The organism is Exiguobacterium sp. Helios (genome assembly GCF_014524545.1).
In the GTDB taxonomy this organism is placed as follows: Bacteria; Bacillota; Bacilli; order Exiguobacteriales; family Exiguobacteriaceae; genus Exiguobacterium_A.
Map to the genome: position 1 here is coordinate 149,708 of NZ_CP053557.1, position 25,409 is coordinate 175,116.

The window sequence follows — 25,409 nt, forward strand, 5'->3', positions numbered from 1 at the left end:
AAATGAGGAAATCGTGTGCCACGTGAAATTTATCCGGTTGTCGTTAAAACGACAGCCCTTGAACAAATTAAAGACGGACAACCGCTTCTGTATAAAGAACTGTTCCAAAAAACCAACCATCTTAAAGAAGCCGGTGCCTTGCTCCGGTTGACAACAGAAGATAAAGAATACCTTGCAACCGGTTATTTTGGCAAGCAGGAAAAAGGGATCGGTTGGTTACTGACGACTGATGAACTGCAAGACATCGACGAAACCTTCTTCAAAGAAAAAATCGAGGCTGCCCTCGATCGTCGAAATGATTTTTTTGAGAATGATTTAATTGATACGTTCCGTGTGTTCAACGGTTCAGGAGACGGAATCGGCGGTCTGACGATCGATTGTTTTGATCACCATTATCTGATTACGTTTGAAAACGAAGGTATCTACTCGTTTAAAGCCGATATCGTATCGGCGCTCGAATCACTTATCCATTTTAAGAGCATTTATGAAAAACGGGCTTTCCAGATTGATGGACAACCGGTCAAAGGTGACGATTTCTTAGCCGGTGAACGCGGTGATTTCCCGGAAGTCTTGCAGGAAAACGGAATCCCTCTGCTGTATCATCTCGATGCCGGCATGCGCACCGGTCTTGATATTCAGCAGCGTGAACTCCGTTCCGTCGTCAAACAACATGCTGCAGACCGGCGTGTCCTGAATCTGTTTTCTGACACCGGTACGTTAACAGCGGCTGCCCTGCTCGGTGGTGCAACCGAGACGACAAGCGTTGATTTTTCAACACGAAGCCGTAACAAGACCATCGAACAATTGGAATTGCATCAACTCGATCCCGCAACACAGACCATTCTTGTGCAAGATGCTTTTGACTATATCGATCAAGCCGACAAAAAAACACGCTTTGATTTCGTCATCGTTCATCCGCCGATTCTTGTCAAAACACAGGCTCGTCATTTCCGGGCTGAGGTCGACTTACCCGCTTTGATTCAACAAACGATCCACATGACCCATCGTGGCGGTTTATTGCTGATCACGACAGACTGTCCTTTATTTGACCAAGCCCGCTTCATGAAGATGGTCGATCAAGCATTTAAAAAATTACGTCAAACATACGAAATCATTTGGGAAAGTACTCCTTTAGAAGACTTCCCGGAACATGCTTCTTTAAAAGAAACAGCTTCAAAATCTGTGTTGGTCCGTCGTAAATAAGCATATGATTCATGATTCTGCTGATGATTTTTTCATCAGCAGATTTTTTTTTGGGATTAAAAGGAAAAGTAAAATGAATATCGAATCATTATTCTTAGGAAAATGAGCTTCCCTTTAAAGGACACTTATCTTTCCGAAATGTGACCGCTGATCAAAGGTTTGATAGGCCGCATTCAATGCATCAAGCTGACGCGGCACCTGCTCTTCGATGACAAGATCGATGACTCCATCCGCGACGAGTTGTGCGACTTCCGCCAGATGCTGCTGTTGACGTACCATTTCTTCCTTTTTCCCTTTCAGTAATGGAAGAGCAACAAAGACGGCTTCGAGCGTCAGTGCTTTACTGTGCATCGGTGTCAAATCCTGTGTCGTCCGGGTGGCGATGGAAATAATTTTCCCGCGTTCCTTCGCAAGGATGAACGACTCCTGCAAATGATCTCCGCCGACGGTATCAACGATGACATCGAATCCATCATGACCGAGACGCGCTAATAATTGTTCGGCTGATTCATCCCGGTACCGGTGCGGACGAATACCGTGTTGTTCTAACCACGTTGCTTTCTCATCATTTGAAGCACTCGCTGTCACGTCACATCCATAATGTTTAGCCAGTTGTCCGACAAGGTGTCCGACTCCACCCGTTCCACCTGCTACATATAAGCGCATCCCCTGATGAACAGCTGCCCGTTCCTTCAACACTTCCATCGCTGTCAGACTGATGACCGGCAGACAACCTGCTGTTGCAATATCCAGATTCTCTGGTCTGAGTACGGCCATCTTTTCAGGAACCAACATCTGCTCCGCCAGTGCCCCGGACCGGTTACCGAGTCCGCCGCCAAATGCGATGACGTGATCGCCGATAGAAAAAGACGTCACACTCTCTCCGATTTCAATGATTTTCCCCGTAACATCTCCCTGGAGAATTCCAGTTGCAGGAGCTGCCGCCACATGACCAAAAAACATTTTTGTGTCCAGTGGATTCAGGCTCGTACCTTCCACTTTAATCTTCAAATCATAGTTCCCCATTTGTTCGAGTGTGACGTCTTTTTCTGTTAGTGCAGCGTCTTTTCCATACTGTTCTACCACATAGGCTTTCATAAAAAATCCCCCTTTTTTTTCAAATCAGCTTATCCTGTTTCAGAATACTCTAACATTCCTACTTCGTGCTATGATGAAGCTACCTTAACTCAGAAAGGACGTTTTTTCTTTGAAACATGATTTGATTCGTCGTTTGACTACATATGCGAAAATCGATACACAGTCTGACTACGCAAGTACGACCGTTCCGACAACAGACGGGCAATGGACGCTCGCTCGTCTGCTTGTTGACGAACTGAAGGAAATTGGCATGAGTGATGTGACCGTCGATGAAAACGGATATGTCATGGCGACCCTTCCTGCCAATACCGATGCGGACATTCCGACAATCGGATTTTTAGCCCACTTGGATACGGCGACTGATTTCACGGGTACAAACGTCAATCCGCAAATCGTCGAAGGATATGATGGAGAAGACCTGGTGCTTAACCCAACCATTCCTGTCATCCTGTCACCAAAGGATTTTCCTGCACTTAAAAACTACGTCGGGCATACGTTGATGACAACAGATGGCACGACATTGCTCGGCGCAGACAATAAGGCCGGAATCGCCGAAATCATGACCGCGATGCATCATCTCCTCACGCACCCTGAAATCAAACATGGCCGGATTCGTGTCGCCTTCACACCGGATGAAGAAATCGGACGTGGTCCGCATCATTTTGACGTCGCTGCTTTTGATGCGAAATTCGCTTATACGGTTGACGGTGGTCCGCTCGGTGAACTTGAATATGAAAGTTTCAACGCAGCTGCTGCCGAAATCGTCTTCCACGGAACAAACGTCCACCCAGGGACGGCGAAAGACAAGATGGTCAACTCGCAAAAACATGCGATGGCTTTTCAGAACCGGTTACCGGGTGATGAAGCACCTGAATTTACAGACGGTTTCGAAGGATTCTACCACTTGATTTCGTTTGAAGGTTCGGTCGAAAAAACAACGGCCCAGTACATCATCCGTGATTTTGACCGGACTAAGTTCGAAGCCCGGAAACACTTCCTGACGGCTTTAGTCGAAGAATGGAACAAGAAATATGGCGCAGGAAGCGTTGAAATCAAACTAAATGATCAATATTACAACATGCGTGAAAAAATCGAACCGCATATGGAAATCGTTGATATCGCGCATGCGGCGATGGAGTCACGTGGTATCACACCTATTATCAAACCAATCCGTGGCGGGACGGACGGTTCGCAACTGTCGTACATGGGACTCCCGACACCAAACATCTTCACAGGTGGCGAAAACTACCACGGGAAGTTCGAGTTCATCTCTGTCGACAATATGGTGAAGGCAACGGAAGTCGTTGTGGCCATTGCTGAACGATTTGCTCAGTCAACCAAATAAGACAATAAAACGAAAGCAGATTCTCGCTATGAGAATCTGCTTTTTTCATGATCTATATGGTTTCTCCAGACGATAGATACGCGTTATCAAACCAAATGGATTTACTTTTCTTCTGTTGTTGTTTGCTGATCTGGAATCGGCAATTGGACCATACTGCCCGATCCGCTGACGAGTGGTGATTTCCCGTCCCACTTCTTGACGGCTTCATACTGAATCATTTCTTCCGTTAATGTTTTTTGTAATTCTTTTTGCGCTTTCGCAAGACCCTGCGCTTCAATGAGTCGGGCATCCGCTGCCCCTTTCGCTTCTACCCGCAGACGTTCTGCTTCTGCTTTCGCAATCGCAAGATCCGTCTTCTTTTTATCGAGTTCTTGTGAGGCTTTCACCCGCGCATCAATCGCTTCCTGTGTTTTCGCATCCGGTTTAGGTGCTCCGAGTGCGACGTCCTCGATGATAAATCCAATCTTTTTGACGTCTTCGGCAAACTGTGTCTGAATACTCGTCGAGACGTTTCCGGACTGTTCCCCGAATAACTCGAGAACGGTAACTTTCGAAATCTGTTCGCGTGACGCATCATAAAGACGTTGTTTTAAGTAACCGGCTGCAATCTCATCAATTTCAATCGGACCAAATTTATTAAAGACTTCCGTCACCTGGTCAGGTGAAACCGAAAAACTGTACGTAAAGTCGACAACGATATTTTTCCCGTCTTTTGTCGCCAGTGTCATATTGTCGAGTGATTTCGTCTGTGTCCGGATCGGATACTCGGTGACGCGTGTGATTGGCGAAACGATATGCCAACCTTGAGAGAGTGTCTCGTCCTGGACACCGCTTGACGGTTTATAGACGACACCGACCTGTCCCGGTTCGATTTGTTCGACGATAAATGGTGTCATCGCAAGAAGTGCGACGACAATCACACCTGCGATGATCATCGACGGCCTGATACGTTTTTTTGGTTTGATTTCTCTCATTTTGAGTCTCCTTTATCAATTTTATCCTGAATATACTTATACAGTTCAATGGCCAGCAAGACGATCAGTGCAAAAAATAATAACGTAAAAAGTGTTGCCACGCCGTCCTCCTCCTTCATGAATGTTGTACCTACTCTTACGCTTCAGATTGGAAAATGTTTCATTTTGTTTAAAAGCATGGTTGCTAAATTGCGCAATCCGGTCTAAGATGTAAAGAACTTTGTCCTTGAAACGAGACGTATCATTTTGTGGTACACTCGTAACAGCACATCACACACTAGAAACGAGGGTTCATCTCTATATGATTACAGTACAAAACGTCGGTCTCCGCTTTGCGGACCGTAAATTATTCGAAGACGTCAACATCAAGTTCACACCGGGCAACTGCTACGGTCTCATCGGTGCAAACGGTGCCGGTAAATCAACATTCCTTAAAATTCTTGCCGGTGATATCGAAGCCCAGCAAGGAGACGTCATCATCACGCCGGGCGAACGCCTTGGTGTCCTTCGCCAGAACCACTATGAATATGAAGAATTCCAAGTCATCGAAACGGTCATGATGGGGCATAAGCGCCTTTATGAAGTCATGAAAGAAAAAGATGCTATCTATATGAAAGAAAACTTCTCGGACGAAGACGGCATGCGTGCTGCCGAGCTCGAAGGTGAGTTCGCAGAAATGAACGGATGGGAAGCAGAGTCGGAAGCGGCAATGCTTTTACAAGGTCTTGGTATTAAAGAAAACCTGCATACGAAAACAATGGCTGAATTAACAGGCGGAGAGAAAGTTAAAGTATTGCTTGCCCAAGCCTTGTTCGGTAAACCAGACATTCTGTTGCTCGATGAGCCTACCAATGGTCTTGATCTGAAAGCCGTTAAATGGCTTGAAGAGTTCTTGATCGGGTTTGAAAATACGGTCATCGTCATTTCCCACGACCGTCACTTCCTCAACAACGTGTGTACGCATATGGCCGATCTCGATTACGGGAAAATCCAACTGTATATCGGAAACTATGATTTCTGGTATGAGTCAAGTCAGCTCGCTTCACGTATGGCAGGCGATCAAAACAAGAAAAAAGAAGAAAAAATCAAAGAACTTCAAGCCTTCATCGCCCGTTTCAGCTCGAACGCTTCCAAAGCGAAACAGGCGACATCACGGAAAAAGTTGCTTGATAAAATTACACTCGACGACATCCGTCCGTCGTCACGCCGTTATCCGTTCGTCGGCTTCACACCGGAACGTGAAATCGGAAACGATCTGTTGATCGTCGACGGCATTTCGAAAACAATCGATGGTGTCAAAGTCCTTGATAATGTCCGTTTCTCGTTAAACAAAACGGATAAAGCCGTCTTTATCAGCCAAAATGACATCGCGATCACGACACTCTTCAAAATTCTGATGGGTGAGATGGAAGCGGACAGCGGAACATTCAAATGGGGCGTCACGACGTCACAATCTTATCTGCCAAAAGATAACTCCGCTTTCTTCGAAGGTTCGGACAAAACGATTCTCGATTGGTTGCGCCAGTATTCGCCGGCTGACGAGAGCGATACGTTCCTCCGTGGTTTCCTCGGCCGGATGCTCTTCTCCGGTGAAGAAGTCATGAAAAAAGCGTCTGTCTTATCCGGGGGAGAAAAAGTCCGTTGTATGTTATCAAAAGCGATGCTCAGCGGCTCAAACGTTCTTGTCCTCGACGATCCGACGAACCACTTGGATCTCGAATCGATCACGGCACTTAACGATGGTTTGATCGCTTACAAAGGCGCGATGCTCTTCAGTTCGCATGACCATCAGTTCGTTGAAACGATTGCAAACCGGATCATCGAATTGACACCAAACGGTATCGTCGATAAAGAAACAACATACGATGAATACCTCAACAACGAGTCTGTTCAACAACAATTGTCTACGTTGTACGCAACAAACTAATTCAATCTACAAGAGACCTGTCCTAGCGGATTGGGTCTCTTTTTTGTACACTAAACGTATGAATCGGAACAGAGGAGGAAATCATGTGCGTCACCGTGCCTGCGCAGCTTTGATTAAGAACAATCAGATTTTGATGGTCCGTCTTGAGACAAACGATCGAAGTTTCTGGACATTACCCGGAGGGGGGCTCGAGGAAAATGAAACCTTCGAACAAGCGGTCATTCGGGAGGTGCAAGAGGAAGTGAATCTCGCCATCCGCATCATCAAACCTCTTTACTCAGAAACTCACGCAAACGGACAAGAGATCTGCTTTTTAGTCAGACAGATCGATTCACGCGAACCGATTTTGGGATATGATCCAGAGCGCCCGGAGGGAGACCAAGTTCTGACCGGAGTGAGATGGATGCTACTTTCGGAGATGACCGCCGATCGACAAGTCGCAAAAATTTTAACAGCTTTAGGATAAGACATACTCTTTTTTGTAAAACCAAACGAAAGGCATCTGCTCCAGTCGAGTAGATGCCTTTATTGATCATGTACGCATTTGACTTGCCTCTTCTTCCACACGACGGAGTAACCCTTGCACGATTTTTTCCGTTTCCCGTTCGCCGCCAAGCGACAGCAGGCTTCGTCCGACGAAATTCGCCCCTTCGTTTTTCCCGGTATAAATCAGCTGACAACTTTTTTCGTCGAGCCGCTTCAACGTAAAGGTCATCTCGAGCTTAAAGATTTTGGCAAGCGTAAATCCAATCGTATTTTGTTTGAAATCCGGTTGATTTGTATAGGCAAAATCCGTCACGATATATGTCTCGAGGCGATTCCCCTGCATATACGTTTGCCGGTATGTCGAACCGACGACACCCGGTTTCCGTTCGATCACATCGTGCTGGACGACACCTGGAATCAGGCGTTGTAACCGATCGTGATCAAAGATATGCCAGGCTTCCTCGATTGGAACATCCAGTCTCTTTTCTTCATGCCACGTTACCATCCCAACACCTCCTTTTACTGAAAAATACCCTGATGTGTGCAGTTCTAACTTCAGACTACACACATGCAGGGTATTTGGCTTATTTTAATCGGTCCGTGATGATTATTTTACAGTCTGACGTTCAAGGGCCGCACCGAGGAACTTCGCCAGTTCGAGCATGCCGAACTTACCGGCAGCTGCTTCCGCGTCTGAATTGTAATTCGTATTCGTATTGACGTCATACGTATAGATTGTTCCATCCGCATCCTTGATGAACTCGATGCCGGCGACCGCGATCTGGTTCGCTTGCAGGAAGGCTTCATACTTTTGAATGATCGGATCATTAAATCCGTCGACGACTTTAAACTTCATCGGTGTTTGTGGGGCATCTTCCCCGACCGGGCAGAACAAGTCGTCAATGACACAGGCATCTGCCGGGCACAGTTCAAATCCTTCTGATGTGTCGACCTGGACAGCATAAACAAACTTCCCGCCGACGAACTCACAGCGCGTGATGTACGGTTCCGGTGCCTGGATATATTCTTGAATCAGCGTGATCCCGTCGACCGGTTCATCAAACGTTGGTCCATCAAGATATGTCTCAAGTGCTTCGATCGAATGGAACAACTGGACACCAAGTCCTTTTCCGGCACGGTTGTGTTTCGTGATAAACGAGGACACGCCGATGTTTTTCGCCGCTTCGACGATTTGATCACGCCCGACGGCAGCTGTCGTTTTCGGAACCCGGATACCGGCTTTTCGAAGGGCCGTATACTGATTGATTTTACTCACTTCAAGACGCAAGGCACGTGTTCCGTTAAAGACAGTCCGGTCGTGTTCCTCTAGCCACGCGAGTACCCCTTCCGTCAGTTCCGGGGCGTAGCGGTGCCCGCGCGTATGCGACGACGCACTCATCCGGCTGTAGAAGACGCCTTCTGGCGGGACTTCATCAAGCGGGACCTGTCCTTCATCGAGATGCCACTGTTCATACGGCAACTCCAGTTCCTCGAGTCGTTTAATTAAATGGTCCGTCCATTCCTGGTTTTCGTGTAAGATATGAATTTTTGTCATTTGGTTTGACCTACCTTTCGTTTTTCTTCGACAAGCGGCATGACGTCGCGCGCGAAGCGTTCCATTTCTTCCAGTTGTGGTGAAAATTGAAGTAATAATAAGGAGACACCCACCTGCTCAAACGCAAGAATCCGTTCGGCAATCTGTTCCGGTGTTCCAATCAAATCAGGACGGAGTCCGCGGTTCGAGACCGAATAATCGTTCCGTTTTACCTGCTGTTCGAGTTGTGATTTGCTGACGAAGTCGTCGTACCCGGCGTATCCGGCACTGTCTTCCTTGACGTCCGTAATTCGTTGCCATTCTTGAATAGCCTCTTCTTCCGTATCGCGGCAGATGATATAAGCAGCCAATCCAAAACTTTCAAGCGGCGGTTGCCCTGTCGCTTGTCGGCGCGCCTTCATATCCTCAATCTTAACGGACACTTCTTCCACTGTTCCGCCGTGCATGACATAAGCGTCACAATGATTGACGATGGTTTGTTTGCCGGCTTCACTTTCCCCGCCTGCGTACAACTTGATGCCCGGTCGTTGAACCGGCTTCGGATGCAGTTGCGTCTTCTCGAGCGTATAGTAGTTCCCGTCGAAGCTGTACGGCGAAGCATCTGCCCATAATCCTTTCATGATCGTGACAAACTCTTCCGTCCGCGCGTAGCGTTCGTCGTGAGCTGTGAAGATCCCGTTGTATTGCCGCGCTTCTTCTTCCCACCAGGCAGAGACGACGTTTAACGTAAAGCGCCCGTGGCTAAGTTGATCGATGTTTGCTGCCATCTTCGCGGTCGTCGCCGGATTATGGAACCCCGGACGGACCGCTGTCATGATTTCCAGTCGTTCCGTCGTCGCGGCAATCGCCGCTGCCGTCGTCCAGGCTTCAAGACTTGGTGCTTCAAGTCCTTTGATGTCATTTAAGTTCAATTCCGCAATCAAGGTCGTTGAAAACCCGATTTGTTCAGCCGTTTGTGCGACCTGTTTCGCATAATCGAATGTCGCCGGCATCTGTTCGTCCTCGACATTCCGTAACCATCCGCCAAAAATCGGTAACCAAAATCCATACTCCATCCGTCATATCCCCCTTGTAAAAAAAAGTCGCTCTTCTCGAAAATCGAAAAGAGCGACGGATTAATCATGTCTGCTCTTATCTGTAAAGGAAAAGATTCCTTTAGGAAGTAGCACCTTCCGCTGCTAGCGGGGTTGCTGAAGTGTCTTCGGGCCATTCCCTCGACTTCTCTTGATAAGAATTATTGGAATTATCGTACACTTTTTAGCAGAGTAAAGCAATCATTAAACCTTGTTTTCCAATCGGAATTAAAAAGATATTCAAAAAAAGGACGAGAGCTAAGCTCTCATCCTCCTCGTCTTAATATGGGGCAACAAACGTCGATTGTTCGACGGGTGCTTCTTCGCCGCGGATCCGATCATAGAATTTTGCAAGCGTGACGCTGACGTAAGGAATAATCCACAAGAATCCGATTCCGATCGTAATCAATCCAAGGAAAAACCAGCCGATGAACGATAGAATCAACAGGAAAGCTTCCATTTTGTGTCCATCCATCATTTGACGTGACCGGGTGATTGCTTCCAATACACCAATCGAAGGTTCATCCCGCAAAATGTAGTAAGTTAACATATACGAAAATGATTTGATAATGGCCGGTACAACCAATAACAATGCCCATAGGAACAAGAATACAAATTGGACGATTGAAAGCAGGACAACTTTTATGAAATATTTATAGGGCTCAAATAAATCACTGATTTTTGTTTGTTCTCCCCGTGCGATAGAAAGTGAGAACCAGACCCATCCTGCACCAAGTGGGAGTAATAAGATCGTTGCAATCAATCCGAGGAAGTCAATCGTCTGGAAAGGTTCGTCATAATCAGACGACAGTAGTTCCGGAATGACTTGCAGAATTGCGAATAATAAAAACATCAAGACCGTAAAGCCCCAACGACCGCTTAATGCTTCCTTTGCTGATTTTTTTAATTGTGATGACATGAATATGATCCTCCTCAAAATAAGTTCTATCTCTATTTACGGCTCATGAAGAGAGGAGTTTCACCTTTTTTCAGGATTTTCCTGTTTTTAACTGATTTAAGCGTGCTTTTTCAAGTTGGCGCTGGCATGCCGTATACAACGAACGTCGTCCGTCGAGCCGCTCCATCGCAAACGGAATATCATGTTTCTTCGCCTGCGCGATGACGTGTGCTGAAGCCGCATGGGATACACGGCTCGTGATGACGACAATCGCATCGGTCTTTTTCGCGAGACTGGCAATCTTCTTCGCTGATTGGGCATCACCCGACAGATGGATCAACTCGATACCTGTTTTTTCGAAAAATGTCCGATAGACCGGTGCTTGCTGTTCATTGCCGACGATGACCAGCCGCATGCTTTCAAATGGTGCAAAATCAAGTGGTTCCTTATCGAGGAAGTCGATGGGCTGCCCCGGTACGGACGTCGTGACGAGTGGTGTCAACGGTCGGGATTTCTTTTCACGAATCCGGCGCGTTTTCTGTTCCTGTTTTACTTTCGATTTTCGTTTCATTTGCTTCAGATAGCATCCCGACTTTTTGACGGCTGATTCGTGAGTCGGTTCAACTGACGAAGGCCCTGGTGCTGTTGGATCGTTTGACGTCTCTAACAGTTGTACTGTCGGCTCTTGATATTGGAACGCATATTTCCAGGCAATCGTCAGTGTTTCAGGACGACCTTTCCACATGACGAGATCGACGAGCTGTCCTTCTTTCAGATGGAAGAAGCGCATGTCTTCAAGTGGTGTCGCATAGTAAAAAGGTTTTCCCGTCTCATCCTTTAATGCTCCTTCGACCGTCGATTCAATGATACCGTGATTTTTAACGATACATTTTTCAAAAACGATTCGTTCCGACAGTGGCTTCATCCGGTCAGTCGCGACAACAGCCATCACTTCAAGTGTCGTCCGGCGGGAGTCCTGATGTACGACTTGGACACGGATTTCCATTCCATGTTCGAGATTCCATTGCCGGATTTCTGTTTCCGAGATATGACTGTTCGGCCATTCCCGTAAAGAACCATCTTTTAATTCACGGACAAACGTATAGGCGTAACGTTGTTCGATGACAGGATTGATCTGTGCTGGAGGAATGACAGATTGTTCGAATGTGACGTCTTCTTCTGTTTCGTTCCACGTGAAGTCCAACTTTTCAGAAGGTGTATAGTAACGCGACATCTGCACCCATTCATCGATTCCCCGGATTTCCTCGAGCAGTAAATCCCATTCTTCCGCCGTTTCGACTACTTGCATTTTACCGGCGACCAACGCCTTCGCCCGTTCCACGATTTGTTGCATCATCTTCAACAACCCCTTTGCTTTTTTTCAACTATAGCAAGGGACTTTCGTGTAGGTTGGTCAAAAAAAGACCGGGTTATTTTTTTGATAAGGTTATGATTTGATTTCGATTGACGGATCACCGAGCCGGTATTTTTCGACGGAAACAATCAAAATCGTGATGATGACAAGTAAAAACCAGGACGATAATTTCCCGAAGTCGACCAGCTCCCATCCATCCTGCTGATTCGGATACACCCAACCCTTAAAAAAGGTCACGATATTTTCCGCCAGCCAGATAAACCAGGCAATCAGACCAAACGAAAGAACGAGCGGCATCCGGTAGACAGTCTCATCCAGACGAAAATAGACCCAGGACTTATAAAAGATGAGAGCGACAATCCCCATCAAAATCCAACGAAAATCAAACAACCAATGATGGGTAAAAAAGTTAGCGTACACGAGCAGACCAGTCGCTAAAGCAAACAGCGGCCGGGGAAACTGTGTAATGCGGAGATCAAAACGACGAAATGCCTGACAGATGTAACTGGCGACACTTGCATACATGAAGCCGGCATAGAGCGGAACACCCAACACTTTGCTGAAGGCATCCTCCGGATAACTCCAGGAGCCGACCTGGACTTTAAACAGCTCAAGTCCGAGTCCAATCGCATGGAATATTAAAATCAATTTAAACTCTTCCTTTGTTTCATAACGCGTGACAAGTAAAACGATTTGTACGAGGAGACACCAAATTAAAAGCAAATCATAGCGGGCAATCGGCTCCGCCGGCAGATAGCGGGATGTCGCAAGCGCCAAGAAAATCGCGACCGGGAACACACAACAGATGGCTTCAAGATATGTAAAACGGATCAAATGGCGGATTTTTCTCATCGACTGACCTCCTTTTTTATCAGTATACGGATAAGCAGGACGGATTCCCTCCATCTCAGGATGGAAAATATCGGATTTCCTTTAGTTTCCTCCATCAAACATGGTACAGTTAATGAATCAATTTGATTTTGAAACGAGGTGTCTTCCATTCATGAAGCAGACCATTCACACGTCTTGGCTGTTACGTTCTTTCCTGAAATGGGCATTATTTTTATTTGGCCTTTTTTTACTCGCTGTCGGTTCATCGATGATGATCACGGCACAACTCGGCGTCTCGACCTGGGACGTTCTTCACCTTGGTCTTCAAAATAAAACACCGTTTTCCGTCGGTACAATCATCCTTCTTGTCGGATTGTTATTGGTGTTCGTCAAATACTTGCTCGACCGGATCACACCCCAGGTCGGCACACTCGTCAACGCGATTTTCGTCGGGGTGTTCATGAATCTCGTTCTTGGTTCAGGTCTCCTGCCCTCATTTTCTTCCCTGTGGCAGAACACGTTTTGGCTGATTGCCGGCATCTTCATCATCGGGATGGGAGCGGGTCTGTATGTTGCTGTCGGGTACGGTGCCGGGCCGCGGGACGGACTGACACTGACGCTCGCTGAACGGTTCGGTACGTCCATCCGGATGATGCGGACATTCATGGAAATCACCGCTTGCGGCATCGGTTGGCTGCTCGGAGGACCCGTGTTCTTCGGAACGATCTTATCGATTTTCCTGATCGGCCCGTTCCTTCAATTTTGGTTGGGGCATTTCCGTCGGATGATTGCTGCGATTGATGCCGGAACGATTCCCCGGAAACAACAAAAAATCAGTTAAGTCGTCTGACTCGATACCATTTCACAGGAAATGGTATCTTTTTTTGTGGATGAAGCATATTAGTTGCGTCATGAAAGTAGACACGTTATATTCGTTTACATATCAATCTTTGATGCGTCAAGGATTTTTCGAACGAAGGGAAGGATGTGATGAACTTGAGTATTTCCTGTACTGAAAAAGGACGACTGATTTATGCACTCGTCTCTGTCAATAAGACGATTGCTCAAAAATTTGACCTCTGTACGGACGGCTTCAGCCAAACCCGGATGGACCTATTAGCCCAACTCGAGGTCGATGCGACCATTAGTCAAAAAGAGTTGCAACAACGGGTTAACGTTGATAATGCAGCGGTAACACGACACTTAAAACATCTCGAAACGAACGGGATGATTGAACGGGTCCGTTCTGCAACAGATAACCGCGTCATTCTCGTTTCACTGACGCCAGAAGGTGCGACCCGGATTACCCGGTTACGTCAGCAAAAAGATGAATTCCTCGAACAGCTGCTTGAAGGATTCACGGCAGACGAACAACACCAGCTGGCACAGATGATCCAACGGATTGAAACAAATGCCCTCACCTTACCTAAAACAACCGTTAACTAAAAAGGAGATTTTCAAATGACTACACAAACTACGACTGATTTCATGGAAATCGTTAAAGGACGCCGCTCGATCCGTAACTACGACACAAACGTCAAGATTTCAAAAGAAGAAATGACACAGATCCTTGAAGAAGCGACACTCGCTCCGTCTTCTGTCAACATGCAGCCATGGCGTTTCCTCGTCATCGACAGTGCAGAAGGGAAAGCGACGCTTGCTCCACTCGCTAAGTTCAACCAGGTTCAAGTTGAATCATCATCTGCTGTCATCGCAGTTTTCGGTGACATGAAGGCGATTGATCAACTTGAAAATATCTACGATACAGCAGTCGCACAAGGACTCATGCCGCAAGAAGTCCGCGATCGTCAAGTACCGGCGATTCAAGGTATGTACGAAAGCGTACCGGCCAGCGCACTCAAAGACAGCATCTTGATCGACTCAGGTCTCGTCTCGATGCAATTAATGCTCGTTGCCCGGGCGCATGGTTACGACACGAACCCAATCGGCGGTTACGAAAAAGATCAAATCGCTGAAGCGTTTGGCATGGAAAAAGACCGTTACGTACCAGTTATGCTGTTATCAATCGGAAAAGCAGTCGACACAGGATACCCGTCGGTTCGCCTGCCGATCAACGACATCGCAGACTGGAAATAAGTAGTACCCGTACTAACCAAAAATAGAGAACAAACAAAAAGGGAGATTATTACTATGACAACTCAAACAACTACAGACTTTATGGAAATCGTTAAAGGACGCCGCTCAATCCGCAACTACGACACAAACGTCAAGATTTCAAAAGAAGAAATGACACAAATCCTTGAAGAAGCAACACTTGCTCCGTCTTCTGTCAACATGCAACCATGGCGTTTCCTTGTCATCGACAGTGCAGAAGGAAAAGCGACGCTTGCTCCACTCGCTAAATTCAATCAAGTCCAAGTCGAGACATCATCTGCTGTCATCGCGGTCTTTGGTGATATGAATGCAGTCGACAGCATCGATACAATCTATGATATGGCTGTTGAAAAAGGCTTGATGCCGCTAGAAGTCCGTGACCGCCAAGTCCCTGCCATCAAAGGCTTCTACAGCCCGGAAGATACAGATACACTTCGGGACAGCATCTTGATTGATTCAGGTCTCGTCTCAATGCAATTGATGCTTGTGGCACGTGCACACGGTTATGACACGAACCCGATTGGTGGCTACGAAAAAGACCAAATCGCGGAAGCATTCGGTATGGATAAAGACCGTTACCTCCCTGTCATGCTCCTTTCAATTGGAAAAGCAGTTGACGCCGGTTACCCATCGGTCCGTCTACCGATCAACGACATCACAGACTGGAAATAATCGTTTTCGAGTTCCGGATTCCTCAACAGGAATCCGGTTTTTTTGTATACTAACAAAAAGGAGCTGGTCAAACGATGTATGATGTGACGATTATCGGTGCCGGCGTCGCCGGCATCTTTTTGGCCCATGAACTGATGGAACACGGTCAGACCGTCTTAGTGATTGATGCCGGAAAACCGCTTGGCCAACGTACACTGCAAGAAACCTATCTTGGTTTTGGCGGACTCGGAAAATCGGAAGGAAAATACAACTATTCTGCCGGATTCGGCGGCGAACTCGCCGGGAAGCTAGGAACGGAGAAAACGCTCCACCTGATGCAACAGGTCGATGCCCTCTTGTGTCGTTACGGCGCGGATGAAGTCGAATCGTATTCGACGGCAAATTTTGTGCTAGCAACCCGGGCAAAAGCAGCCGGTCTTGAAACAATCGAAACGACGGTCCGGCATTTAGGGACATCACTATCGGAACGGATTTTAAGACAGCTCGAAGCCGCACTTCACCAATACGTTACCTTTCGTTTTGAGACGGCTGTTGCGACAATCGAACAGCAAGCGGACGGATTTCTGCTCACGACTGAACACGAAACATTTTCGAGTCAACGCGTCGTCTTCGCGACCGGACGTTCCGGTACGACCTGGATGCAGCAACAACTGCAAACGCTTGGATTAGTTCAAAATAAAACCCGTCTCGACCTCGGCATCCGGATCGAGATGGAGGAAACGGCATTCCGGACACTGTTACAGGATACATTCGAAACAAAATTGGCCTATGCGTCAGCAGCCGGAACGGCGGTCACGTACTGCATGAATCCGAAAGGACGAATCATCCGCAAACATCAGGAGGGTCTCGTCATGCCGGACGGTCAGAATTTTCGCGAACAGGAGTCCGGAACGACCAACTTGAACTTCACGCTGTTTTTACCGCGTTATTTTGCGACACTCGGAGAAGCGAATCACTATGCCGCTTCCGTCATCGGACGCATCAACCAAGGGACGGACCGGATTGTCGTGCAACGGCTTGATGATTTGCGTGCCGGTCACTCTACACAGCCACATGCTCTCGTTGAAAATAAAGTCAGACCGACCCTGGAAGCGACACCCGGAAATCTGATCGAGGAAGTGCCCGATACCGACATCACGGTCTTGTTGGAATTTCTGGACCGACTTGAACACCTCCTCGAGACGCCACTCTCTCCGGATACGTTACTGTACGGTGTGGATGGAAAATTTTATGCCCCGGTGTTGTCGACGTCTCCGGTCTTTGAAACGGATCTTCCGGGACTGTATGCCATCGGCGATTGCTCCGGTGTGACGCACTCCCTGTCACAAGCAGCTGCAAGCGGTCTTTATCTCGGACAGCACCTGACACAAAAAACAGCCGTCTTAAGAGAGTGATGTCTCTTGAGACGGCTGCTGCCATTTATTTTTTGAACGCTTCGTACACTTTCAACTGTTTACCTTTGACTTTTGTTGTCTTCATCGCCCGCAAGACGAGCGGACCTTTTCCGTTCAGGATTTCCACGTACGTGACGGTATCCTGAATCGTGATGATTCCGATGTCTTGCGCGGTCATGCCTTCGATTTTCGCAATCGTTCCGACGAAATCAACGGCACGCAGTTTCTTTTTCTTCCCGCCGTTAAAATAGAGCTTCATGATATCGGCATTCAGCTGTTCCGTTTTCGAAGCCCGGACATCAGCCGTCGTAATTTTCTCTTCAAACGCATCCGCTGTCCGAATCAGTTCCTTTTCAGTCGGTGCCTGGCGTCTTTCAATGGCCTCACCACGGTACTGTTCGACTTCACGCAGACGGCGCATATCGGACTCGGTCACTAAACTGATTGCTTTTCCGAGCGCTCCTGCCCGTCCCGTCCGGCCTGTCCGGTGCACATAACTTTCTTTTTCGACCGGCATGTCGTACTGGATGACGTGTGTGATGTTTTCAATATCGATGCCACGTGCTGCGACGTCTGTCGCGACGAGATAACGGAACTCACCTGCCCGGAAGGCTTTCATGACAGCAAGACGCTCATCCTGTTCCATTCCGCCGTGAATTTTTTCGACCGGATAATCCATTGATGCCAACCCTTGGGCGACGAAATCGACATGTTCTTTCGTCCGGCAGAAAATCATGCACCGGTCCGGATTTTCGACGACCGTGACATCTTTGAGGACCGCAAATTTCGTTTTATCGGTTACCGTAATATAACTGTGTTCGATTTCTGCAATTTCCGTTGCCTTTGTCAGGATTTCGACTTCCTTCGGTGACTGCATGTAACGGTCACTCAGCTGATGGATGTCCTGTGGGAACGTCGCAGAGAACAGCATGGTCGTCCGCTGTTTCGGCAATTGTTTTAAGATCGTATCCACTTGATCGAGGAAGCCCATGTTGAGCATCTCGTCTGCCTCGTCAAGAACCAGGTATTTCACTTTTTCAAGTGATAACGTGCCGCGCTCCAGATGATCGAGCACCCGTCCCGGTGTTCCGACGACGATGTGTGTTTTTTGCTTGAGTTCTGCAACTTGACCCCGGAATGGCTGTTTGCCGAAAACGGCTGTTGCTTTGATCCGTTTATAACGACCGATGTTCATGACATCTTCCGTGACTTGCAGGGCCAGTTCGCGCGTCGGTGTCAAGATCAACGCCTGTGGTTTGTTTTCTTCCCACTCGACGAGCTCACAGAGCGGAATCCCGAACGATGCCGTCTTCCCGCTGCCGGTCCGTGATTTGACGATGATATCTTTTTCCGACAAAGCGACCGGAATAACTGCTTGTTGGACATCGGTCGGTGTATGGTAGCCGAGCTGTTCGATCGCTTCTAGAATCGGTGTACTGAGCTGAAAATCAGTGAATGGTTTTTTAGACATAAGAATACCTCATTTATTTTTATAGTTTATGTGTTGGTTCGATGAATGAATCAGACGTGACCTCTCATTATGCGCTACTTTCAACAGAACGTCAAAAGAGCTTCCCGTCAGAGTGACAGGAAGCTCCACTTGCTTATTTTGCTGCGACTGTATCTTTTTTGATTTGTTTACTGCGGAGCTGACCACATGCGGCATCGATATCCGTACCGTGTTCAAGACGGACACCACAGTTGAGACCGTTCTTTTTCAACGTGTCGTAGAACGTTGAAATATCTTCTGACGTACTGCGTTGATATTGACCGTGCTCGTCGACCGGATTGTACGGAATCAAGTTGACGTACGTCAAATGACGTTTGTCTTCGAACAATTTCGCAAGCTCGATCGCTTGGGCTTTCTGGTCGTTGACGCCACGTAAAAGGATGTACTCGATCGTGATTTTCCGGTTCGTCGTCTTGACGTAGTAATCGATGGCAGGCATCAATTTCTCGAGCGGAATCGCACGGTTGATTTTCATGATTTGTGTCCGGAGTTCGTTGTTTGGCGCATGTAATGAAATCGCCAGGTTGACTTGAAGTTTTAAATCTGCGAATTTGTAGATTTTATCTGCGAGTCCACTTGTCGAAACCGTGATGTGACGCGCACCGATTGCAAGACCGTTGTGATCTTTGATGACGTTCAAGAAATCGACCATGTTGTCGAAGTTATCAAACGGCTCACCGATACCCATGACGACGACGTGGCTGACACGCTCTTCTTTACCGACAGCATCGAGGTGATGCTGAACGTTCATGATTTGCTCGACGATTTCTCCAGCAGAGAGATCACGGCTCTTCTTAATCAAGCCACTTGCGCAGAAGCTACAGCCGATGTTACACCCGACTTGTGTCGTGACACAGACAGACAGACCGTACTTATGACGCATCAAGACCGTTTCGATCAAGCTGCCGTCATATAATTTGAAGAGGAACTTGATTGTTCCATCTGCCGATTCCTGTTTCACGGCTTCTGTCATCGAATTAATCGCAAAACTCTGATCTAACAACTCAAGGCAATCCTTGTTGACATTCGTCATTTCTGCGAAAGTAGTGACACGTTTACGATACAACCAATCCCAAACTTGTTTTGCTCGGAACGGTTTGTGACCTTGATGCGATAACCATTCAGTCATCTGCTCAAGTGTTAATCCATAAATGGACGGTTTATTCATTAGAGAGACCTCATTTCTTTTTCCAGAACTATAACATTCCTTTATCTTAGTAAAAATCAGCCGCTTACGCAACGTTCAAATCCTAAATGTTCACTTTCTGTAAATTTCCACGTCCGCTTTGGCTTATTTTACGGTCCAGTTGTGTCAAATCGACAAACTGCGCTTACGGAAACTTATAAACGCACCGATACGGAACAATACACTGATACCCACTAATATCAGGAGATGCCAAAAGAAGTGACGGGTTCCTTCTAATAATTGCTGGGTGTTAAACAGACTGAAAATCGAGCCGTAACGCATCCAGTCCGTTTTTTCACTGAGACCGGCTCCAATCGTCAGGACAATCGACAGCACAAGGACACTGCCAGCGATCGAAAAGGCACGCCGTTCGTCATCAAATAAGGTGGCGATACACAACGTGAACCCACCGATGGCATACAGTAGGAAGAGTGCATTCACTTGAAAGCGGACGAGTGTCATACCGTCAATCGAAACCCCGGAAACAAACCAGTCAGCCATTACTAAAACAAACGTATTGCATAACACCAGGCATGTACTGGCGAGTAGCATTACAATCATTGCCGATGCCGTATATTGATGACGCGTAATCGGAGCAGCCAAGTATAAAATCAGTTCACCGTTATCAATTGGCCGTGCCAGTAAGCGCGCAGCAAGTGACAATAAAAATAAAGACGCGATGATTTGAAAAATCAGTCCGTAATAATTTCCGCCGAGTAAGTCGAGAACGTTATCAAAACCGGTCACTTTATCGTATTGGAAAGCTTTTAAAACTTCCGGTGGCAGTGCCTGGAGCTTCGCTTCCAGCAACCCCGTCTTCATCATCGACGGATAGAGTGCGGCAAGCATCAATAAATACAGACTCGTCCCGACTGCATAGGCCGTGATCGGCTTCCCGTTATGCTTGAGTAACGACCAAATGATCGTCATCATGGTGATTCCTCCTCACTATAATAATGTAAGAAGACATGCTCTAAGTCATCTGCCGAAGTTTGAATCGCCCGGACATCATATTCGGTTAAAAGACGGATGATTTGATTCAACGTCCGTTCGTTGCTTGTGAAAAAGGAAACATGATTTTGAACGCGTTGACTTCCAATTTGAAGTGCAAACCGTTCAGCATGTGCTTCGAGACCAAATTCAATCGTGTACTGTTTTCGGCTCGAACGGACCAGCTCATGGATATCCGACTCGATGATGATTCGTCCTTCTTTAATCAATGCGGCCCGGTCACACGATTTTTCCATCTCCGGAAAATGATGTGAACTCATCAAAATGGCTTTCCCGCGTTGCCGTTCGTTGTCAATCAAGCTTAAAAAACGTTCCTGCATCAAGGGATCAAGTCCACTGGTCGGTTCGTCAAGCAGATAGACCGGGGCATCCTTCATGAAGCAGCCGACTAATGCCAACTTTTGTTTCATCCCTTTCGACATCTTCCGGATTTTCGTTTTCGTTTCGAAGGGAAACTGTTCCAGCAACGCCGATTGACGTTCCGGTTTGCTTTGATGGAGTTGCTGCATCAAATGCAGGACCTGTTCACCCGTAAAATCACCCGGTAAATTAATCTCACCCGGTAAATAACCGACAATTCGTTTTACCTCCTGTGATTGGTTCCAACAGTCATATCCACCGATGGTCGCATGACCGGAGTCTGCTTGAATCAGCCCCATCAATTGCCGGATTGCCGTTGATTTCCCGGCTCCGTTCGGTCCGATAAAGCCGAACACCATACCCGGTTCGACCGTAAAACTGACATCAAATAAACCTCGTTTCGGCGCAAATTCTTTCGTCACGTGTTGCAAATGAATCATCCGAATCGCCTCACTTTTCTGGTGATTGCCGTTAGTACCTTATACCCGTTTTGGTACTTCTTGGGACAAATCCACCCGATAAATCACGAATCGTTCGTCGTGATTTTTTTGGAAAAGTTCTTTCAGACGGACTTCTTCCACCTGTTCGAAAATCGTCTGATGCTCTAAATAATACCGGTATTCGTCTGCCGGGTAATACAAAATCAAATCGAGCGGACGCGGACGCCGTTCAACGGATGCTAAGATTTGATCGACAACCTTCATGAAAATTTGGACGGAAAACGGATTAAAAAAGTAACATTTCGTGACATCATCCGGAATCGGATAAGCTTCCGCATACGTATGTTCAAAACGGATGCTGCCTTGACGTCGCTTCATCTTTTTCATGTAAGTTGCTTGATTCATAAGGGCATCTTCATAAAATTGTCCATTCATCTCAACACCGATGACGGAACAATCAAACCGATCATGCAGATAAAAGTTCAACCGTCCTTTTCCGCAGCCGAAATCAATGACCGTATCCGTATAATCGAAGGGATAGACGGCACATAATTCCTCCAGCGCTGCATAAGGCGTCGGTTCGTACCGGTTATAATGGCTGAATGCATTATAAAGATGCTGAATATCAATCGTCTCGATGCGTAGCCGTTCTTCGTACTCTTTTTCATTCATATTTGATTCCTTCTTTCAAGCATTGTTGGTTTCATCGTACTATACTATGGATGTAAGCATTTCATTCTATAAGGGGGACTATCCAATGATCGTTGTTACGAATCGGATTAAAGTCAAAAAAGGAATGGCAGCAGCACTCGCACCACGCTTTACCCGTCCGAGTGGTCTTGACTCGATGAAGGGATTTGTTCGTGTCGAAGTTTTACTGACACAAGGTCTCGAAGAACACGATGAAATGAACGTCAACATGTACTGGGAAGACATGAAGGATTTTGAAGTATGGCGGAACAGTGATGATTTTAAAGAGTCACATAAGCGTCCGGCACCGTCAGACGGCAAACAAGAAGAATCTCCAATGCTTGGAAGTGAAATCATCACGTATGAAGTGGCTTCTGTCAAAGAACGAACTTCTTTATAATTCATGTCAGAACCGCCTTGCCTCCAATTTGGTCGCAAGGTTTTTTTATTCTTAAGAGACCCCTCACTATATTGATATGGGTTTAAATTGTATGTAATACCATTATTTGTTATCATAGGTCCAATACAGAAAGAGAGAGGACTTATCATGCTGAATTCATTATCGATTTTTGAACAGGCCATCCGCGCCTTACCGATTGATCGGTCCTTGACGCGCCAGGACTTGTTCACAGACGGTTTCCTATTACAACAGGAACAGGAATTATCCGTTTACTACTCACCAATCGGAGAATATATCAATCGCTCTGCCAAAATAGTCTTCATTGGCATCACACCAGGATTTGAACAAATGCGCATTGCTTATGAAGAAGCGGCTGATGCCTTCCACCATGGTGCAACAATCGAAGAAGCATCGAAAATCGTCAAATACAGTGCCAGTTTCGCCGGTCCCATGCGGCGTAATTTGACAATAATGTTAGATGAACTCGAATTAAATCGTCTGCTGAATATTCCTTCAACAGCCACCTTATTTCATGCAAATCAGAATCTGTTGCACACGACTTCGATTCTGAGACATCCTGTTTTTTACCGGGACAAAAATTATACGGGACATCAACCAAAGATTGACCGAACACCGTTGCTGCAACATTACGCGTATGAGCACTTCGCAGCGGAATTGAATCAGTTACCCGCCCCTGTCATTTTGGTCCCGTTCGGACGTGTCGTCGAGTCAACTGTCCGGACATTGCTTCATCAGGGACGAATTAAAAAACATACTGTATTATTTGGTTTCCCGCATCCTTCTGGTGCAAATGGACACCGGAAGCGACAGTTTGAAGAAAATAAAGACTATTTGATGAAGCAGTTAACTTCCTACTTCGATACTTAACAAACAGCCTTAATTTTTTAAAAGAAATAGGATAAGATTTTCCTATAAAAAGAATATGACTATTCTATCGATGAGGTAGAGGCGCGGTGTTGATGAGTATTTGGTCTGAGGATGACAACGAAGACGATCAAAGAAAGGTGATGCCGCCGAAGTATCGTCACGTGTCAGACGTGACCATGCTGGTCGAATCGGGAAAGACCCGTTCGATTGCCATACGCATGTTGTATGGAGCGCTCCAATTCGGCTAAGAAAGACGCATCCAGCAAGGGTGTCGGCTTTGTTGCCGGTGCCCTTGCTTTTTTCTGTGCAACGGGTCTCATCTTCTAAAAAAGGAGGAGGAACCACAACAATGGTCAACTATTCAGATTCTATCGTTGCGCTTGTCCCGGCAATCGTTGCCATCGTTTTAGCAATTGTCACACGAAAAGTCGTCATTTCACTTGGTGTCGGCATTTTGATTGGTGCCTTACTGCTTCACAGCTTCAATCCGGTGGATACCGTTGTTTATCTCGGAAAAAACATCTTCAGTCTGTTTTGGGCAGACGGTGCGTTAAATGAATGGAATGTCTTATTACTCGTTTTCTTACTGTTACTCGGTGTCTTGTCTACACTGATACAAACATCCGGCGGTGCCCGTGCTTTCGGCGAATGGGCGACGACACATGTCAAGACGGCACGTGGTGCAAGGCTTGCCGCTTTCGGATTAGGTATTTTGATTTTCATCGATGATTACTTTAACAGTCTGGCCGTCGGAAATGTCAGTCGTCCGTTAACGGATCGTCGCGGTGTCTCGCGCGCCAAACTGGCGTATATCATCGATTCCACCGCTGCACCGGTCTGTGTCATCAGTCCATTATCGAGCTGGGGTGCCTTCATCATCTCGATTATCGCAGGAATCTTGACGACCCATTCAATCACTGATTACTCGGCGTTCAGTGCGTTCCTGATGATTGTGCCGTTAAACTTCTACGCCATCTTCGCTTTGTTACTGACACTCTACATCGCCTATACGGGAATTGCCGTTGGACCGATGCGGACGCACGAGTTGCGGGCCTTACAAGGTGAATTGTTTGACGCCAACAAAGGGACACCAATGGGGATGGCAGAAGAAGTCAAGGAACACGATGGCGGTAAAGTCCGTGACTTGGTTGTTCCAATCGTCGTGTTAGTCATTGCGACCATCACAGCCCTTCTTTGGACAGGTGCCCAGGCACTTGCGGCTGACGATCGGCCTTTTTCGTTAATCGGCGCCTTTGAAGCAACAGACGTGACGCGCTCACTTGTTTCTGGTGTCATCATCAGTTTAGTCGTTGCGTTCCTGATGATGATCGGTCGGAAAATTCCGGCACGTGATTACCGCATCAGTATCTGGGCGGGCATGAAATCGATGTGGCCCGCTGTCGTTATTCTGTTGTTTGCCTGGACGATCATCGCGGTCATCGGTGACATGAAGACCGGGGATTATCTCGCAAGTTTCATCAGCAAATCGATTCCCGCTTCTTATCTGCCGTTCCTTCTATTCTTGATTGCCAGTATCATGGCATTCTCGACCGGAACGAGTTGGGGGACGTTCGGAATCATGTTACCGATCGGAGCCGATTTGATCATGGCGGTTGATCCAAGTCTGTTGTTACCAACACTTGCTGCTGTTCTTGCCGGATCTGTCTTCGGGGACCATTGTTCACCGATTTCCGATACGACGATTCTCAGTTCGACCGGTGCCGGTTCGCATCATATTGATCACGTCACGACCCAGTTGCCATATGCCTTGATTGGTGCAGTGACGTCGGCTGTCGGATATCTCGTACTCGGTGTCACCGGTTCGTCCCTATTCGGCTTCATCGGTGCCCTGATCGCCTTCGTGATTTTCCTCGTCATGCTGAACGTCCTGTCACGACGCGGCGAAGTCCCGTCGCAGCTACGTTCGGAGTAAGATGCAGTAAACACACCATCCAAAAAGCCGGACCTGATGAATTCA

Annotated in this window: 25 protein-coding genes and 2 riboswitches; of the genes, 12 read left to right on the plus strand and 13 right to left on the minus strand. The window is 47.0% G+C overall.

Translation table 11 applies throughout. The annotated features are described in order from the left end of the window. Positions 1-15 precede the first annotated feature (15 nt). Complete coding sequence (locus HNY42_RS00805; protein ID WP_188004905.1) at positions 16-1,203, plus strand: class I SAM-dependent rRNA methyltransferase; 1,188 nt, start codon at positions 16-18, stop codon at positions 1,201-1,203. 114 nt (positions 1,204-1,317) lie between these two features. Here HNY42_RS00805 and HNY42_RS00810 read toward each other — a convergent pair whose 3' ends face one another. Then, the gene (locus HNY42_RS00810) at positions 1,318-2,301 is read right to left on the minus strand and encodes a zinc-binding dehydrogenase (protein ID WP_188004906.1); all 984 of its coding nucleotides are present in this window, start codon (positions 2,299-2,301) and stop codon (positions 1,318-1,320) included. A gap of 109 nt (positions 2,302-2,410) precedes the next feature. On the opposite strand from HNY42_RS00810, the gene pepT reads away from it, so the two are divergent. Beyond that, positions 2,411-3,646, plus strand: coding sequence for a peptidase T (gene pepT / locus HNY42_RS00815; protein WP_188004907.1), 1,236 nt, complete (start codon positions 2,411-2,413; stop codon positions 3,644-3,646). A 101-nt stretch (positions 3,647-3,747) separates the two neighbouring features. Here the strand turns inward: pepT and HNY42_RS00820 are convergent, their stop codons facing one another. Next, complete coding sequence (locus HNY42_RS00820) at positions 3,748-4,620, minus strand: prohibitin family protein (protein ID WP_012371819.1); 873 nt, start codon at positions 4,618-4,620, stop codon at positions 3,748-3,750. Positions 4,621-4,921: 301 nt separating this feature from the next. Between HNY42_RS00820 and HNY42_RS00825 the strand changes: the two genes are divergently transcribed. Both HNY42_RS00825 and HNY42_RS00830 read left to right on the plus strand, forming a co-directional pair. Beyond that, positions 4,922-6,547, plus strand: coding sequence for an ABC-F family ATP-binding cassette domain-containing protein (locus tag HNY42_RS00825; RefSeq protein ID WP_012371821.1), 1,626 nt, complete (start codon positions 4,922-4,924; stop codon positions 6,545-6,547). An 85-nt stretch (positions 6,548-6,632) separates the two neighbouring features. Then, positions 6,633-7,013, plus strand: coding sequence for an NUDIX domain-containing protein (locus HNY42_RS00830; protein ID WP_188004908.1), 381 nt, complete (start codon positions 6,633-6,635; stop codon positions 7,011-7,013). A gap of 66 nt (positions 7,014-7,079) precedes the next feature. On the opposite strand, the gene HNY42_RS00835 is transcribed toward HNY42_RS00830, so the two are convergent. From HNY42_RS00835 to HNY42_RS00860, 6 genes are all read right to left on the minus strand, one after another. Beyond that, positions 7,080-7,538: an SRPBCC family protein gene (locus HNY42_RS00835; RefSeq protein WP_188004909.1), complete on the minus strand. Its 459-nt coding sequence runs from the start codon at positions 7,536-7,538 to the stop codon at positions 7,080-7,082. Between the two features lie 102 nt (positions 7,539-7,640). Next, positions 7,641-8,588 (minus strand): ATP-grasp domain-containing protein, encoded by a 948-nt coding sequence (locus tag HNY42_RS00840; protein WP_188004911.1) that lies wholly within the window; start codon positions 8,586-8,588, stop codon positions 7,641-7,643. Continuing rightward, positions 8,585-9,643 (minus strand): LLM class flavin-dependent oxidoreductase, encoded by a 1,059-nt coding sequence (locus tag HNY42_RS00845; RefSeq protein WP_188004912.1) that lies wholly within the window; start codon positions 9,641-9,643, stop codon positions 8,585-8,587. The genes HNY42_RS00840 and HNY42_RS00845 overlap by 4 nt, the downstream gene beginning before the upstream one ends. A gap of 73 nt (positions 9,644-9,716) precedes the next feature. Beyond that, a riboswitch (SAM riboswitch) is annotated at positions 9,717-9,822 on the minus strand. 119 nt (positions 9,823-9,941) lie between these two features. Continuing rightward, positions 9,942-10,580: a DUF975 family protein gene (locus HNY42_RS00850; protein WP_114596714.1), complete on the minus strand. Its 639-nt coding sequence runs from the start codon at positions 10,578-10,580 to the stop codon at positions 9,942-9,944. A 70-nt stretch (positions 10,581-10,650) separates the two neighbouring features. Further along, positions 10,651-11,916, minus strand: a complete 1,266-nt coding sequence (locus HNY42_RS00855; protein WP_188004914.1) for a DUF2325 domain-containing protein — start codon at positions 11,914-11,916, stop codon at positions 10,651-10,653. A gap of 90 nt (positions 11,917-12,006) precedes the next feature. Further along, the gene (locus tag HNY42_RS00860; RefSeq protein ID WP_188004915.1) at positions 12,007-12,786 is read right to left on the minus strand and encodes a DUF817 domain-containing protein; all 780 of its coding nucleotides are present in this window, start codon (positions 12,784-12,786) and stop codon (positions 12,007-12,009) included. A gap of 151 nt (positions 12,787-12,937) precedes the next feature. Here HNY42_RS00860 and HNY42_RS00865 point away from each other — a divergent pair, with 151 nt between their 5' ends. The 5 genes from HNY42_RS00865 to HNY42_RS00885 all read left to right on the plus strand — a co-directional run bounded on the left by HNY42_RS00865 (position 12,938) and on the right by HNY42_RS00885 (position 16,946). After that, entirely contained in the window at positions 12,938-13,606 is a 669-nt protein-coding gene (locus HNY42_RS00865; protein ID WP_188004916.1) for a YczE/YyaS/YitT family protein, read from the plus strand. Between the two features lie 149 nt (positions 13,607-13,755). Further along, a complete protein-coding gene (locus tag HNY42_RS00870; RefSeq protein ID WP_131503570.1) occupies positions 13,756-14,211 on the plus strand; it encodes a MarR family winged helix-turn-helix transcriptional regulator in 456 nt (151 codons plus the stop codon). 15 nt (positions 14,212-14,226) lie between these two features. After that, on the plus strand, positions 14,227-14,862 hold the full coding sequence (locus tag HNY42_RS00875; RefSeq protein WP_131503571.1) for a nitroreductase family protein: 636 nt from the start codon (positions 14,227-14,229) through the stop codon (positions 14,860-14,862). Positions 14,863-14,916: 54 nt separating this feature from the next. Then, positions 14,917-15,552 (plus strand): nitroreductase family protein, encoded by a 636-nt coding sequence (locus tag HNY42_RS00880; protein WP_131503572.1) that lies wholly within the window; start codon positions 14,917-14,919, stop codon positions 15,550-15,552. 74 nt (positions 15,553-15,626) lie between these two features. Continuing rightward, positions 15,627-16,946, plus strand: coding sequence for an NAD(P)/FAD-dependent oxidoreductase (locus tag HNY42_RS00885; protein WP_188004917.1), 1,320 nt, complete (start codon positions 15,627-15,629; stop codon positions 16,944-16,946). A gap of 25 nt (positions 16,947-16,971) precedes the next feature. On the opposite strand, the gene HNY42_RS00890 is transcribed toward HNY42_RS00885, so the two are convergent. The 5 genes from HNY42_RS00890 to HNY42_RS00910 all read right to left on the minus strand — a co-directional run bounded on the left by HNY42_RS00890 (position 16,972) and on the right by HNY42_RS00910 (position 22,125). Continuing rightward, a complete protein-coding gene (locus HNY42_RS00890) occupies positions 16,972-18,417 on the minus strand; it encodes a DEAD/DEAH box helicase (protein WP_114596721.1) in 1,446 nt (481 codons plus the stop codon). A gap of 133 nt (positions 18,418-18,550) precedes the next feature. Next, positions 18,551-19,624, minus strand: a complete 1,074-nt coding sequence (gene rlmN, locus HNY42_RS00895) for a dual-specificity RNA methyltransferase RlmN (RefSeq protein ID WP_131503575.1) — start codon at positions 19,622-19,624, stop codon at positions 18,551-18,553. Between the two features lie 144 nt (positions 19,625-19,768). Continuing rightward, positions 19,769-20,575 (minus strand): ABC transporter permease subunit, encoded by an 807-nt coding sequence (locus HNY42_RS00900; protein ID WP_188004918.1) that lies wholly within the window; start codon positions 20,573-20,575, stop codon positions 19,769-19,771. Continuing rightward, complete coding sequence (locus HNY42_RS00905; protein WP_131503577.1) at positions 20,572-21,453, minus strand: ABC transporter ATP-binding protein; 882 nt, start codon at positions 21,451-21,453, stop codon at positions 20,572-20,574. Before HNY42_RS00905 ends, HNY42_RS00900 begins: the two co-directional genes overlap by 4 nt. Before the next feature lie 39 nt (positions 21,454-21,492). After that, the gene (locus HNY42_RS00910) at positions 21,493-22,125 is read right to left on the minus strand and encodes a methyltransferase (protein ID WP_188004919.1); all 633 of its coding nucleotides are present in this window, start codon (positions 22,123-22,125) and stop codon (positions 21,493-21,495) included. A gap of 85 nt (positions 22,126-22,210) precedes the next feature. Between HNY42_RS00910 and HNY42_RS00915 the strand changes: the two genes are divergently transcribed. The 3 genes from HNY42_RS00915 (at position 22,211) to HNY42_RS00930 (ending at position 25,364) form a co-directional block, all read left to right on the plus strand. After that, positions 22,211-22,543 carry a heme oxygenase gene (locus HNY42_RS00915; protein ID WP_188004920.1) on the plus strand — a complete coding sequence of 111 codons (333 nt, stop codon included), beginning with the start codon at positions 22,211-22,213 and terminating at the stop codon, positions 22,541-22,543. Between the two features lie 147 nt (positions 22,544-22,690). Further along, positions 22,691-23,431 (plus strand): uracil-DNA glycosylase family protein, encoded by a 741-nt coding sequence (locus tag HNY42_RS00920; protein ID WP_188004921.1) that lies wholly within the window; start codon positions 22,691-22,693, stop codon positions 23,429-23,431. A 68-nt stretch (positions 23,432-23,499) separates the two neighbouring features. Then, positions 23,500-23,675: riboswitch (Lysine riboswitch) on the plus strand. A 105-nt stretch (positions 23,676-23,780) separates the two neighbouring features. Next, positions 23,781-25,364, plus strand: a complete 1,584-nt coding sequence (locus tag HNY42_RS00930) for a Na+/H+ antiporter NhaC family protein (protein ID WP_188004924.1) — start codon at positions 23,781-23,783, stop codon at positions 25,362-25,364. Positions 25,365-25,409: the final 45 nt, after the last annotated feature.

Coding starts and splice junctions, on each gene's coding strand:
- HNY42_RS00810 (WP_188004906.1), bottom strand. CDS start 2,301: ATGAAAGCCTATGTGGTAGAACAGTATGGAAAAGACGCTGCACTAACA.
- HNY42_RS00820 (WP_012371819.1), bottom strand. CDS start 4,620: ATGAGAGAAATCAAACCAAAAAAACGTATCAGGCCGTCGATGATCATC.
- HNY42_RS00825 (WP_012371821.1), top strand. CDS start 4,922: ATGATTACAGTACAAAACGTCGGTCTCCGCTTTGCGGACCGTAAATTA.
- HNY42_RS00835 (WP_188004909.1), bottom strand. CDS start 7,538: ATGGTAACGTGGCATGAAGAAAAGAGACTGGATGTTCCAATCGAGGAA.
- HNY42_RS00840 (WP_188004911.1), bottom strand. CDS start 8,588: ATGACAAAAATTCATATCTTACACGAAAACCAGGAATGGACGGACCAT.
- HNY42_RS00845 (WP_188004912.1), bottom strand. CDS start 9,643: ATGGAGTATGGATTTTGGTTACCGATTTTTGGCGGATGGTTACGGAAT.
- HNY42_RS00850 (WP_114596714.1), bottom strand. CDS start 10,580: ATGTCATCACAATTAAAAAAATCAGCAAAGGAAGCATTAAGCGGTCGT.
- HNY42_RS00855 (WP_188004914.1), bottom strand. CDS start 11,916: ATGATGCAACAAATCGTGGAACGGGCGAAGGCGTTGGTCGCCGGTAAA.
- HNY42_RS00860 (WP_188004915.1), bottom strand. CDS start 12,786: ATGAGAAAAATCCGCCATTTGATCCGTTTTACATATCTTGAAGCCATC.
- HNY42_RS00865 (WP_188004916.1), top strand. CDS start 12,938: ATGAAGCAGACCATTCACACGTCTTGGCTGTTACGTTCTTTCCTGAAA.
- HNY42_RS00870 (WP_131503570.1), top strand. CDS start 13,756: ATGAACTTGAGTATTTCCTGTACTGAAAAAGGACGACTGATTTATGCA.
- HNY42_RS00875 (WP_131503571.1), top strand. CDS start 14,227: ATGACTACACAAACTACGACTGATTTCATGGAAATCGTTAAAGGACGC.
- HNY42_RS00880 (WP_131503572.1), top strand. CDS start 14,917: ATGACAACTCAAACAACTACAGACTTTATGGAAATCGTTAAAGGACGC.
- HNY42_RS00885 (WP_188004917.1), top strand. CDS start 15,627: ATGTATGATGTGACGATTATCGGTGCCGGCGTCGCCGGCATCTTTTTG.
- HNY42_RS00890 (WP_114596721.1), bottom strand. CDS start 18,417: ATGTCTAAAAAACCATTCACTGATTTTCAGCTCAGTACACCGATTCTA.
- rlmN (WP_131503575.1), bottom strand. CDS start 19,624: ATGAATAAACCGTCCATTTATGGATTAACACTTGAGCAGATGACTGAA.
- HNY42_RS00900 (WP_188004918.1), bottom strand. CDS start 20,575: ATGATGACGATCATTTGGTCGTTACTCAAGCATAACGGGAAGCCGATC.
- HNY42_RS00905 (WP_131503577.1), bottom strand. CDS start 21,453: ATGATTCATTTGCAACACGTGACGAAAGAATTTGCGCCGAAACGAGGT.
- HNY42_RS00910 (WP_188004919.1), bottom strand. CDS start 22,125: ATGAATGAAAAAGAGTACGAAGAACGGCTACGCATCGAGACGATTGAT.
- HNY42_RS00915 (WP_188004920.1), top strand. CDS start 22,211: ATGATCGTTGTTACGAATCGGATTAAAGTCAAAAAAGGAATGGCAGCA.
- HNY42_RS00920 (WP_188004921.1), top strand. CDS start 22,691: ATGCTGAATTCATTATCGATTTTTGAACAGGCCATCCGCGCCTTACCG.
- HNY42_RS00930 (WP_188004924.1), top strand. CDS start 23,781: ATGGTCAACTATTCAGATTCTATCGTTGCGCTTGTCCCGGCAATCGTT.